Here is a 12,369-nt window from a genome sequence, read left to right on the forward strand (position 1 = left end):
CGCAGGCGCGCCGACCACCCGTCATCGACATTCATCACTCGAGTAAAGGAAACAGGACATATGGGCGAGAAAGGCTTTGAAGGGACCGAGCACCGCTCGGGTTCCCTCGAGCACGCCGGCGAGGACGCGCCCCGCTACGCGATCGACAACCCGGGCCTGCCTCCGCACCGTCCGCGTCTGGCCGATGAGGATCCGAAGGCCGCGAAGCGCGCCGAGCGTCAGGTCTCGGTCATGTTCCTCATCTCCATCGTGGGCACGGTGCTCTTCTTCATCGGCTACTTCGGCGTGGGGCAGATCGGCAACGGTGAGGCGTTCAGCAAGATCTACCTGCAGAACCTGCTGCTCGGCCTGGGCACCGCCCTCGCCATGTTCGGCATCGGCATCGGCGTGGTGCACTGGGCCAAGACCCTGATGCCGGACCACGAGACCGTGGAGGACCGTCATGAGATCCGCTCGGAGGCCGACCGTGTCGCCGCCACCGGGATGATCTCCGAGATCCTGGACGAGTCGCAGATCAAGCGCCGCCCCCTGCTGCGCAACACCCTGATCGGCGCCGCCCTGCTGGCCCCCCTGCCGTTCATCGCCGTGTTCCGCGACCTGGACGACTCGGACAACTTCTCGGATGAGGAGATCTACAACTTCGGTCCGGAGCGTCTGCGTCACACCATGTGGGCCGAGGGCGTTCGCCTCGTGCGCGACCCCACCGGCTCCCCCATCAAGGCCTCGGACGTCACGCTCGGCTCCGCCGTGCACGTCATCCCCGACGGCCTGAACGACCTGGGCCCTGACAAGCTCAACCAGAAGGCCAAGGCCGTCGTCCTGCTCATGCGCCTCGACCCGGCCAAGGTGAAGATCACCCCGGGTCGCGAGGACTGGAACGTGGACGGGATCTTCGCCTACTCCAAGGTCTGCACGCACGTGGGCTGCCCGATCGCCCTGTACGAGCAGCACACCCACCACCTGCTCTGCCCCTGCCACCAGTCGACCTTCGACCTGACGCAGGAGTGCAAGGTCATCTTCGGCCCGGCCAGCCACGCGCTGCCGCAGCTGCCGATCACCGTGGACGACGAGGGCTACCTCGTGGCCCAGAGCGATTTCCATGAGCCCGTCGGGCCTGTCTACTGGGAGCGTGGCTGACACCTATGAGCACCACCGTGAATGAGTTCCAGCCGGCGACCACGACCGGCCGCATCGCCAACTTCGTCGACACTCGCATGGGCATGTCGCCGATCGTGAAGTTCTTCGGCCGCAAGATCTTCCCGGACCACTGGACGTTCATGTTCGGCGAGGTCGCCCTGTACAGCTTCGTCATCCTGCTGCTGTCCGGCGCGTTCCTCACCCTCTTCTTCGACCCCTCCATGTCGGAGGTCGTCTACGACGGGGCCTACGCCCCGCTGCGCGGCATCGAGATGTCCGCGGCCTACGCCTCGACCCTGGACATCTCGTTCGACGTGCGCGGCGGCCTGTTCATGCGCCAGCTGCACCACTGGGCGGCGCTGATGTTCGTGGCGGCCATGTCCGTCCACATGCTGCGCGTGTTCTTCACCGGCGCGTTCCGTCGCCCGCGTGAGCTGAACTGGCTGGTCGGCTGCTTCCTGCTGATGGCCGGCTGGGCCGCCGGCTTCACCGGCTACTCCCTGCCCGACGAGGTGCTCTCCGGCAACGGCCTGCGCATCATCGACGGCATCCTGAAGTCGCTGCCGCTGGTGGGCACGTACCTCTCCGCCTTCTTCTTCGGCGGCGAGTTCCCCGGCCACTCGGTCATCGGCCGCCTGTACGCCCTGCACATCATGATCGTGCCGGCCGCCATCCTGCTGCTGATCGGCATCCACCTGTTCATGGTCGTCGTGCACAAGCACACCCAGTACCCGGGCCCGGGCCGCACCGAGGACAACGTGGTCGGCTACCCGGTGGGCCCCGTGTACGCGGCCAAGGCCGGCGGCTTCTTCTTCATCGTGTTCGGTGTGCTCGCGCTCATCGCCTCCACGGTGACGATCAACGCCAACTGGAACTACGGCCCGTACGATCCGTCCCCGGTGCAGGCCGGCACCCAGCCCGACTGGTACATCGGCGTGTTCGACGGCGCCCTGCGCCTCATGCCGGGCATGATCGGCGACTACTCCTTCCTCTGGAACATCCCGATGCCGTGGGGCTCCTCGGTGTCCCTGCCCATGGGCGTGCTCGTGCCGCTGATCCCGGTCGGCGTCCTTCTCGTCGGCATGTGCACCTGGCCCTGGATCGAGCGGTGGATCACCAAGGACGACACCGAGCACCACCTGCTCGACCGTCCGCGCAACGCCCCGGCCCGCACGGGCATCGGCGTGGCCGCCGTCGTCTGGTACTGCGTCATGTGGGCGGCCGCGTCCTCGGACCTCATCGCCACCCACTTCCACCTCTCCCTGAACGACGTGCTGTACGTGCTGCGCGCGCTGTTCTTCCTCGGCCCGGTGATCGCCTTCATCGTGACCCGCCGCATCTGCCTGTCCCTGCAGCGCAAGGACCGTGAGCTGGTGCTCCACGGCCACGAGGCCGGCGTCATCGAGATGTCCCCCGAGGGCGGCTTCCACGAGCGTCACCGCCAGCTCACCGACTACGAGCTGTACCGCCTGGTGTCCTTCGAGGACCGCCGCCCGGTGCCGGCCATGCCCGGCCGCAACGGCAAGGTGGGCACGCTGGAGAAGGCCCGTGCCGGCCTGAACCGCATGTTCTACCAGGATCGCGTCGCCCCGGTCTCCCGCGAAGAGCTGGTGGAGGCCCGCACCCACGGCCAGCACGGCCACGAGGACGGCGGCCACCACGAGCTGGGCGCCGACCCGAGCTCGCACAACCCGAAGATCGACGGCTGACCGCGGATCCTCTCGGACGCAGAAGGCCCCGCACACCGCTCGGTGTGCGGGGCCTTCCGCTGTCCGGACTCCCGCCCCTTCGCGTCCTCTGTCGTCTGGACACTTTCGTCCGGGAAACGGGAGCCTCCGGCGGTGCTTTCGTTCGGGATACGGGAGGCTGCGGGTTCTCAGCCTGCGACCGGGCCACGCCGAACCGGCCGTTCTCCTCCCCTGGAAGCGTCGTCCGGCGCATCTGGACGCCAGACCCACGCGCCGTCGTCGGGGTCCCGGCGCCACCCCTGCACGGGTGCATGCGCGGGTCGGACGACGTCGGTCAGCCACAGCGTCGTGCCCGGGTTCCACCCGGCGAGCACGGTCGCGACGCCCGAGGCGACGGGCAGGCAGCGCGCGGCGGAGGCGAGGCAGCCGAGTGCCGTCAGGTGGAGCGCATCCCACTCCTGGGCTCCACGTTTCCGATCCGGGTGCAACCATCGACCCGCCCTCCCGGTCCCCTGCCACTCGGTCCCCGGTCACCCGGTGCCAGTCGTGCCGCCTGGAGGCGCTCACGTCCAGAGGGACGCTACGCCACAGCCGGGCCCGGTCACCCGGGCTGGTCACCTTGTACGTACGTCCGACATCGTTCCACGGGGTCACGGCGGCCGTCCCCGCCCCGGAGTCGTCTCCGATGAGATCCAACCCCGCAGGCACCTGCGAGACGCTTGCGACGATGGCCACCGGGATCGACCACCAGATCCCGTACCGGTTCGCCGTGGGGTCTGCGGGATTCCTGTGTCAAGGGCCATTGAGTTCTGCCCATAGGCGGCCAGTGTTTCTTCCCGCTGGTGGCCATCAGAACTGCCCACTGGTGGCCAGCTGGTTTGCCCGTTTGGGTGGTGGTGCTGGCCACCGTGATGGGATCAGTTCAGTGGCATGACTCCCTTCCCGGCCATTGCCTGGGTCATCCGTACGGAGTCTCCGGTGGTCTGGCACACGTGGGCGTGGTGCAGGAGCCGGTCCACGGTGGCGGTGGCCAGGGTCTTGGGCATCAGCTCGTCGAAGCCGGCCGGGTGCAGGTTCGAGCTGATCGCTACGGAGCGTTTCTCGTAGGCGGCGTCCACGATGCGGTAGAGGCCCTCGGCGGCATCGTCGGCGACCGGCAGCAGGCCGATGTCGTCGATGACGATCAGGTCGGCGCGCAGGATTCGGGCGACGGCTTTGGTGATGGTGTCATCGGGCCGGTGGGCCCGGATCATCGCCCCGAGGTCCTCCAGGGTGAACCAGGCCACCCGCTTGCCCTCCTCCACGGCCTGCTGGCCCAGGGCCTCGAGGAAGAAGGTCTTGCCGGTGCCGGAGGGCCCGCAGACCACGAGGTTCTCTCTGCGCGAGAGCCATTCCAGGGTGCGCAGGGACTGCTGGGTCGGGGCCGGGATCGAGGAGGCGCCCGGATCCCAGGTCGTGAAGGTCTTGCCGGTGGGGAACCCGGCGGCCTTGCGCCGGGCGGCGAGCATGGATCGGGCCCGACCGGTGGTCTCCTCGACCAGCAGGGCCTTGAGGACCTCGGCCGGCTCCCAGCGTTGGGCCCGGGCGGTGGCCAGTACCTCGGCGGCGATACCGCGGGCGTGGGGCATCTTCAGCTGCCGCAACAGCGCCTCCAAATCGGCCGGCAGCGCCGGTGCGGCGGTGTTCGGGGTGTGGATGCTCACCGGGCTGCCCCCTCGGTGTTGGAGGTACCGAGGCCGGCCCAGCCGGCGGTGCCCTGGGTCAGGGACCGTTCCTCGGTGGCGGTGTGCATCCCGGTGCGGTGGCCGGCGGCGGTGAGCAGGGAGGCCAGGTCGCCGTGGGCGAAGCGCTGGTGCACCGCGGCCACCCCGAGGGCGCGGTCGACCTGGTCGGTGCCGGCGAGCTTGGCCAGGGTGACGGCCTCGGCCATCTTCTGACCGATCCGGCTGGTGCCGGCCGCGGCGGCCTCCACCAGCCAGGTCCTCGCTCCGGCCCCGATGGCCAGGAACTCGGCCTCCGCCGCCGAACGGGGCACCGGGGTGTAGTCCCCGGGCACCTTGTCCGTCTCGTGGCCGGGGAAGTGCGCGTCGTCGATGGCCGGGGACCCGGGCCGGGCCACCCGGTGCCGGGCGACCTCCACCGGCCCCTGCGCACCGGCGTGCATGATCACCACCATCGAGTCCGGTCCGGTGCCGTGATGGCGCACGAACACCTCGGCCCCGAGCAGGTGCGCGGGCACCGAGTACTGGGCGTTTTCGAAGGAGACCATCGGCGTGTTCTCCGGCACCTTCCGTCCCACCCCGTAGGCCACGGTGTGCGCCGTGGCGGGGATCCGATGCAACGCGCTGGTCTCCTCGGCGAGCATGTGGTCCGGGCGGCGCCGGGTCACCCGGTGCTCCCGGGAGTTCACCATGGCCATGAACCCCGCGCAGGCGGCCTCGAGCTCAGCGAACGAGGCGTACTGGTCCCGCAGGTTGGTGTCCTTCGGGACCAGGTCGGCCTTGGCCAGCTTCACCGCGTTCTCCACCCCGCCCTTGGCGGCCGGATCCGCTGGCTGGCAGGTCAGCACCTCCACGCCGTAATGCCGAGCGAACGCCACGGTGGCCTGGTTACGCACCGGCACCCCGGCCACATGAGAGACCGTCACTGTCTTCTCGTTATCCGTCAGCACATAGGTCGGCGCGCCCCCGATCAGCCGGAAGCACCGGTCCAGGGCGGCGAACACACTCGGAGCCGTCCTATCACGCAGGGCGATGACGATCCGGTAGCGGGACCAGGCCAGCCAGGCCACGAACAGCACCGTCTTGGCCCCGTCGATCGCCGGCCCATCGCCGAAGTCGTACTGCAGCCATGCGCCCGGCTCGGTGATCCAGGGCCGGTGCACCCGGCGCTTCCCGGCCCGCCAGGCGGCCTTCACCTCGGCCACCGCCCGCCGGGTGGAGCGCTCAGAGCCGGTGTAGCCCATTGCGGTGAGCTTGGCGTGCACGACATCGGCGCGGATCCTGCCCGTGGAGGCCTCGACCCATTCCTCGATCTTGGGCAGCCAGACATCGGTGACCTTCGGGCGGCTGGCTCCGGATCCAGGGGTCTGGCCGGCGTCGCGGGCCCGCACCAGCCGGGCCACGGTGTGATGGGAGCAACCGGCCAGCTCGGCGGCGCCCCGCAATGACTTGGTCAGGTCATAGGCACTGAGTATTTTCATGGTTTCTGCGGCATCCTTCATTCAGGGCCTCTTCCTCGCTGGATTCGATTCGACACCGATATCCAACCCGGGGAGGAGGCCCCCGCCGGCTCACGACGCGGCGGGCAACGAGCAACGCGGGCAAACCAGATGGCCATCACTGGGCAGTCCTCATGGCCGTCAGCGGGTCATTCCCTGGCCACCTATGGGCAGCTTTTCATGGCCGCTTACATTCCTGCCGCTGCGCGGGCTTCCTCCCGCCGCTCCACCCGCGCCCCGGCCTCGAGGACGCCTCGGGAGTCCCCGGGCAGCGAACTCCGGCCTTCTCGCTCCCAGCCGTCGATCACCCACCGGGAGTCTGCCCGCGGACGAGCCCCCTGGCGGGCCGGCCCTGAGCCCAGCACGTACTCCGCCTCCGTCTCCAGGACCGCTCGGATGCTCGGGTGCGCTGCCAGCACGTCCTCTCCGTCGGGCTCCTCTGCCAGTACCTCGCGGCCGCCACCGTGCCGACCAGGGCCGCGTGATCGCGTCGTTCCTCGGCCGGGTCCATGTGAGGTCGAGGCCGGCGAGGGCCTGCACGAGCTGACCAACGGAGACCGCTGGACGAGACTCGGCGCCGGGCCGCCCACTGGTGACGGTGAAGAGGCTGCGGGACGTGCCCCGCGACCCGGGTCACGATCATGTCGGAGCCAGGACGCGAGCCCTGTGGCTCGCGGGCTGAGGATCATCCCCCGTTCCAGGCCGAGGCGGCGTCCGCGCGGGCCGGCCACCCGCTCGTGCCCACGCGACGTCGTCGGCCGATCCACACCGGGAGGACGGTGTGATCGAGATCTGCGCCCGGTCCACGCCCCCGCCACCGTCCAGACCCCCGTGCCGTCGTCGTCGGCCTCCTGGGAGCTCTCCCCCGGCCTCGGCGGATTCGGGCCGCTCGATACTCGCTTCCCATCCAGAGGGGCCTGGCGAGGCTCCCGTTTCCCGGACGAAAGCGTTCGGGAAGGCTCCCGTTTCCCGCACGAAAGCGCCGGGGCTCAGCGTCCGGGGGCACGACGACGGCGGGCCGGCCCTCCGAAGAGGACCGGCCCGCCGTCGTCGTCAGCGCCGGTGGCGCTGCGTGATCGACCCGAGGTCAGTGGGCGTACTTGCCCCGAGAGAACTCGTAGACCCACCCGAAGGTGAAGTAGGTGCCCGCGACGACGCCGATGATGAACACCCACCAGCCGACCGCGAGGCCGGTGATGAGGATGGCGCAGGCCACGCCCAGGCCCAGGGGCCACCAGCTCCAGGGAGCGAAGGTGCCGTAGGTGCCGGCGTACTCGACGATCTGACCGTCCTCGTCATCTGCAGGGCCGACGCCGTATTTGTGCTCGGCGGCCCGCAGGTACCAGGCGATCATCCAGGACATCCCGCCCACGGCGTAGATGGCCGGGATGCCTGCCCACTCGGTCCACTCGACCCAGAACCCGTAGAGGGTGGCGGCTGCGATGAAGAACAGGCCGATGATCCAGAAGATGTTGGCTGCGACCTTCACTGGGCGACCTTCTCTCCGAAGGCCTCAGACGTGTTCTGAGGCGAGTGCGGGAAGAGCTCCGGGTGGTGCAGATCCAGCGCCGGACGCTCGGAGCGGATGCGCGGCAGGGAGTGGAAGTTGTGCCGCGGCGGCGGGCACGAAGTGGTCCACTCGAGCGAGGCGCCGAAGCCCCACGGGTCGTCCACGGTGACCTTCTTGCCATAGCGCGAGGTGATGTAGACGTTCCAGAAGAACGGGATCAGCGACGCGCCGAGAACGAAGGAGAACACCGAGGAGAACGCGTTCATCGCCTGGAAGCTGTCCTCCACCATGTAGTCCGCGTAGCGACGGGGCATGCCGATGACACCGAGCCAGTGCTGGATCAGGAACGTGCCGTGGAAGCCCACGAACAGCATCCAGAACTGGATCTTGCCGAGACGCTCGTTCAGCATCTTGCCGGTGAACTTCGGCCACCAGAAGAAGAAGCCGGCGAACATCGCGAACACCACGGTGCCGAAGACGACGTAGTGGAAGTGCGCCACGACGAAGTACGTGTCGGACACCTGGAAGTCCAGGGGCGGCGACGCCAGGATGACGCCGGTCAGGCCACCGAACAGGAAGGTGACCATGAAGCCGAGCGTCCACAGCATCGGGGTCTCGAAGGTGATCGAACCGCGCCACATGGTGCCGATCCAGTTCACGAACTTCACGCCGGTCGGGACCGCGATGAGCATGGTCATCACGGAGAAGAACGGCAGGAGCACGGCGCCGGTCACGTACATGTGGTGCGCCCACACCGTCACGGAGAGCGCGGCGATCGCCGTCGTCGCGAACACGATGGACTTGTAGCCGAAGATCGGCTTGCGGGAGAACACCGGGATGATCTCCGACACGACGCCGAAGAACGGCAGGGCGATGATGTACACCTCGGGGTGGCCGAAGAACCAGAAGAGGTGCTGCCACAGGATGGCGCCGCCGTTCTCCGGGTTGAAGATGTGGCCGCCGAAGCGACGGTCCAGGCCCAGCGCGAAGAGCGCGGAGGCGAACGGCGGGAACGCCACCATGATCAGGATGCCGGTGATGAGCGTGTTCCAGGTGAAGATCGGCATGCGCCACATCGTCATGCCAGGAGCACGCATCGTCAGGATCGTGGTGATGAAGTTGACGCCGCCCATGATCGTGCCGAAGCCCTGGAGGACCAGACCGAACACCCAGAGGTCACCGCCGACGCCCGGCGAGTACGTGGTGTTGGAGAGCGGGGCGTAGGCGAACCAGCCGAACGAGGCCGCACCCTGCGGGGTGAGGAAGCCGGCGGTCGCGATGAGCGAGCCGAACAGGAAGAACCAGAACGCCAAGGCGTTCAGACGCGGGAAGGACACGTCCGGAGCACCGATCTGCAGCGGCACCAGCACGTTGGCGAAGCCCGTGAAGAGCGGGGTCGCGAACATGAGCAGCATGAGCGTGCCGTGCATGGTGAACAGCTGGTTGTACTGCTCCTTCGTCTGCAGGATCTGCATGCCGGGCTCGAAGAGCTCCGCGCGGATCATGAGGGCCATGACGCCGCCGATGCAGAAGAAGACGAAGGACGTGATCAGGTACATGTACCCGAGCACCTTGTGGTCGGTCGTCGTCAGCCAGCTGACGACGATCTTGCCCAGCGAACGGGGCACCACACGAGGCTGCGCCTGTGAGCGCACCTCATCCGTTGCGTACTCGTAAGTGGTCATCAGTGGCTACCTCCACCGCGGGGGGTCTGGAGATCGCGCTCCATCGTCCCGGCGCCGTCAGGGTTGTTGTTGGGATTGCGGCTGTACTCGTCGCCCACCTGACCCGGCTCCATCTCCTCGAGGCGCTGGACGAACTCCGCCTCGTCGACGACCTCCACGTTGAAGAGCATCTCGGAGTGGGACTCGCCGCACAGCTCGGCGCACTTGCCGTCGTAGCTGCCCAGCTCCTGGGGGGTCAGGTACAGGTGGTTGGTCTTGCCGGGCACCATGTCACGCTTCTGGAGGAACTGCGGGATCCAGAAGGAGTGGGCCACGTCACGGGACTTCAGCTCGAAGTGCACCGGCACGTCATTCGGCAGGTACAGGACCGGAAGGGTGTCACGCACGCCCTCGGTGCCGTCCAGCTGGGCCTGGATGCCGGAGTAGTAGGCCTCGATGACCTCGCCGTTCTCCTGCTCGTAGGAGTAGTTGAAGTCCCAGGACCACTGCTTGCCGTACACGGTGACGGTCAGCGGCGAGTCGTCCACGGGGCGGTCGACCTCGGTCTGGACGCGGTCGGTGAAGCCCCAGAAAGTGAAGACCATCAGGATCGGGATGGCCGTGAACATGGTCTCGAGCGGCACATTGTAGGCCGTCTGCTTCGGGAAGCCCTGGTCGTTCTTGCGGCGGCGGTACGCCACCATGCACCAGATCATGGCGCCCCAGGCCAGCAGACCGACGACCATGGCCGCGATCCAGGAGTTCACCCACAGGTCGGTGAGCTGGGCGTTGTGGTTGGTGGTGTCCCGGGTGCCGGGGTACCAGCCGCGCTGGACCTCTGCCGAACAGCCGGTCAGCACCAGGAGCGCCGTGGTGCCCACGGCACCGGCGGTCCAGCGGCGGCGGGTCCGACGTCCGGCGTCATTCTGTGCTCTCACAGACGGCCTTCCTCTTCATCTCGTGTGCGAGGGGCGTCCCCGCTCCCCCGGCGATTCGGCGGCTTCTCGCAGCGTCCTCGCAGGGAGCACGGGTATGCCCTGATGATTCAGAGCCAGTCTAAGCCGAAACACGCGGATTCTCCGCACCGTGACACGTGCCGATCGTGTCTGGGAGTCGGGTCCGAGCATCCTGGGCGCGGTGCCCGGGCACGACGACGGCGGGCCGGCCGAGGCCGACCCGCCGGTTCGCGGTCCGTGGCGCTCCGGGCGCCCGCAGATCAGTGGAAGGAGTCGCCGCAGGCGCACGAGCCGCCTGCGTTGGGGTTGTCGATCGTGAAGCCCTGCTTCGAGATGGTGTCCTCGAAGTCGATGGTCGCGCCCATGAGGTAGGGCACGCTCATCTTGTCGACGATCACCTCGACCCCGTCGTAGTCACGGACGGTGTCGCCGTCGAGGACGCGCTCGTCGAAGTAGAGCTGGTAGATCAGGCCCGAGCAGCCGCCCGGCTGCACGGCGACGCGCAGCCGCAGGTCCGTGCGGCCCTCCTGCTCGAGCAGCGAGCGCACCTTGCCGGCCGCCACGTCGGTCAGCTCGACCTCGTGCGGGGGCAGGCCCTCGGCGTCCTGGGTCGCGCCGATCTCGACGCCGGTCTCCTCTGCGGACAGAGCCATCGTGACCTCCTCAGATCATGGGGCGCGGACGGGGCCGTCACGCGCGTGTGGTCTCCCGGACAACACTAGCCGCCCACGGAGCATTCCCGGCCCGCCGCACCGACGGGCCGGGCGGCACTCACGCGGACAGCCGCGCGAGCCAGAGCGCCTCGGCCACGACGGCCCGCTTGAAGTCGTCGATGTGCAGCGACTCGTTGGCCGAGTGCGCCCGCGTGTCCGGGTCCTCCACGCCCGTGATGAGGAGGGTGGCCTCCGGGAAGACCTCGGCGAGGTCCGCGGTGAACGGGATGGAGCCGCCCATGCCGATCGCCCGGGGCTCGACGCCCCAGGCGTCCTCCAGGGCGGCCATCATCGCGGCCGTGGCGGGGGCCGAGGTGTCCGTCGTGAACGGCTGGCCGAACTCCCCCGCGGTGACCGTGATCTCCGCGCCGAGCACCGCCGCGGACTGCGCCTCCAGGTGGGTGCGCAGCGCCTCGAAGGCCTCCGCGGGGTCCATGCCGGGGCCCAGGCGCAGCGAGAACTTCGCGCGCGCGGCGGGCTGGATCGTGTTCGAGGACTCCGCGACCGAGGGCGCGTCGATCCCGATGATGCTCAGCGCGGGAGCGTTCCACAGCCGGTCCGCGACCGGGCCGCGGCCGGCCAGGGTCACCCCGTCCAGCACGCCCGCGTCCGCACGGAAGACGTCCTCGGGGTAGTCCAGGCCCGCGGTCTGCCGCGGCTCGAGGCCGGGCACGGCGACCGCGCCGTCCGCGTCGTGGAGCGTGGCGATCAGCCGCGAGAGCAGGACGACGGCGTCCAGGACCGGCCCGCCGAACATGCCGGAGTGCACGGCGTGGTCGAGCACCCGGACGGTCACCGTGCCGTCCACCAGCCCACGCAGGGAGGTGGTCAGCGCTGGCTCCCCCACGGCCCAGTTGGACGAGTCCGCGACCACGATCGCGTCGGCGTCGAGGCGCGCCCGGTGCTTCTCCAGGAAGGTGCGGAAGGTGGGCGAGCCGGCCTCCTCCTCGCCCTCGATGAAGACGCGGACGCCGACGCCGGCGTCGGGCAGGACGTCCCGCAGGGCGGCGAGGGCGGCGAGGTGGACCATGATGCCGGCCTTGTCGTCGGCGGCGCCGCGGCCGTACAGCCGCCCGCCGCGCTCGGTGGCCACGAGCGGCGGGGTGTCCCAGAGGTCCTCGTCCCCGATCGGCTGCACGTCGTGATGGGCATACAACAAGACGGTGGGCTTGTCAGAGGCGCCGGGCTTCTCGCCGATCACCGCCGGCCCACCGGGCCGGTCGTCGTCGCGGGTCTCGGTCACGATCTCCACCTCCTGCAGGCCCGCCTCGCGCAGCAGGCCCGCGACGGCCTCGGCGGACCGCTCGAGCTGGGTGCGGTCCGCGGAGTCCCAGGCGATGCCCGGGATCGCCACGAGGTCGGTGAGGGTCTGGAGGGTCGTCGGGAAACGGGCCTCGACGGCCTCACGGACGGCGGAGACGAGGGCCGCGTCCTGCGGCGCACGGGAGGTGATGTCAGTCATGACGGCCAGCGTAGACGGC

At 69.1% G+C, this 12,369-nt stretch carries 9 protein-coding genes; 2 read left to right on the top strand and 7 right to left on the bottom strand.

The annotated features are described in order from the left end of the window. Positions 1 to 60 precede the first annotated feature (60 nt). Positions 61 to 1,137: a cytochrome bc1 complex Rieske iron-sulfur subunit gene (gene qcrA, locus AC0VX2_RS05935; protein WP_070708652.1), complete on the top strand. Its 1,077-nt coding sequence runs from the start codon at positions 61 to 63 to the stop codon at positions 1,135 to 1,137. Positions 1,138 to 1,142: 5 nt separating this feature from the next. Further along, a complete protein-coding gene (gene qcrB, locus AC0VX2_RS05940; protein ID WP_221844716.1) occupies positions 1,143 to 2,846 on the top strand; it encodes a cytochrome bc1 complex cytochrome b subunit in 1,704 nt (567 codons plus the stop codon). A gap of 896 nt (positions 2,847 to 3,742) precedes the next feature. Here qcrB and istB read toward each other — a convergent pair. The 7 genes from istB to AC0VX2_RS05975 form a co-directional block, all read right to left on the bottom strand. Continuing rightward, a complete protein-coding gene (istB, locus tag AC0VX2_RS05945; RefSeq protein WP_010078636.1) occupies positions 3,743 to 4,528 on the bottom strand; it encodes an IS21-like element helper ATPase IstB in 786 nt (261 codons plus the stop codon). Next, entirely contained in the window at positions 4,525 to 6,048 is a 1,524-nt protein-coding gene (locus AC0VX2_RS05950; RefSeq protein ID WP_031943827.1) for an IS21-like element ISMlu14 family transposase, read from the bottom strand. The genes istB and AC0VX2_RS05950 overlap by 4 nt, the downstream gene beginning before the upstream one ends. A 1,084-nt stretch (positions 6,049 to 7,132) precedes the next feature. Beyond that, entirely contained in the window at positions 7,133 to 7,534 is a 402-nt protein-coding gene (locus AC0VX2_RS05955; RefSeq protein ID WP_144820144.1) for a cytochrome c oxidase subunit 4, read from the bottom strand. Further along, the gene (gene ctaD / locus AC0VX2_RS05960) at positions 7,531 to 9,240 is read right to left on the bottom strand and encodes an aa3-type cytochrome oxidase subunit I (RefSeq protein WP_044659794.1); all 1,710 of its coding nucleotides are present in this window, start codon (positions 9,238 to 9,240) and stop codon (positions 7,531 to 7,533) included. Before ctaD ends, AC0VX2_RS05955 begins: the two co-directional genes overlap by 4 nt. After that, entirely contained in the window at positions 9,240 to 10,157 is a 918-nt protein-coding gene (ctaC, locus tag AC0VX2_RS05965) for an aa3-type cytochrome oxidase subunit II (RefSeq protein WP_036336539.1), read from the bottom strand. The genes ctaD and ctaC overlap by 1 nt, the downstream gene beginning before the upstream one ends. A gap of 278 nt (positions 10,158 to 10,435) precedes the next feature. After that, positions 10,436 to 10,828: an iron-sulfur cluster insertion protein ErpA gene (gene erpA / locus AC0VX2_RS05970; protein ID WP_002854644.1), complete on the bottom strand. Its 393-nt coding sequence runs from the start codon at positions 10,826 to 10,828 to the stop codon at positions 10,436 to 10,438. Positions 10,829 to 10,946: 118 nt separating this feature from the next. Continuing rightward, a complete protein-coding gene (locus AC0VX2_RS05975) occupies positions 10,947 to 12,350 on the bottom strand; it encodes a dipeptidase (RefSeq protein WP_044659796.1) in 1,404 nt (467 codons plus the stop codon). Positions 12,351 to 12,369 lie beyond the last annotated feature (19 nt).

The sequence above is a fragment of the Micrococcus sp. iso_239 genome (genome assembly GCF_056173395.1).

Excerpts from the sequence above, each read along its gene's own strand:
- qcrA (WP_070708652.1), top strand. The coding sequence starts at position 61 with ATGGGCGAGAAAGGCTTTGAAGGGACCGAGCACCGCTCGGGTTCCCTC.
- AC0VX2_RS05975 (WP_044659796.1), bottom strand. The coding sequence starts at position 12,350 with ATGACTGACATCACCTCCCGTGCGCCGCAGGACGCGGCCCTCGTCTCC.
- erpA (WP_002854644.1), bottom strand. The coding sequence starts at position 10,828 with ATGGCTCTGTCCGCAGAGGAGACCGGCGTCGAGATCGGCGCGACCCAG.
- AC0VX2_RS05950 (WP_031943827.1), bottom strand. The coding sequence starts at position 6,048 with ATGAAGGATGCCGCAGAAACCATGAAAATACTCAGTGCCTATGACCTG.
- ctaD (WP_044659794.1), bottom strand. The coding sequence starts at position 9,240 with ATGACCACTTACGAGTACGCAACGGATGAGGTGCGCTCACAGGCGCAG.
- qcrB (WP_221844716.1), top strand. The coding sequence starts at position 1,143 with ATGAGCACCACCGTGAATGAGTTCCAGCCGGCGACCACGACCGGCCGC.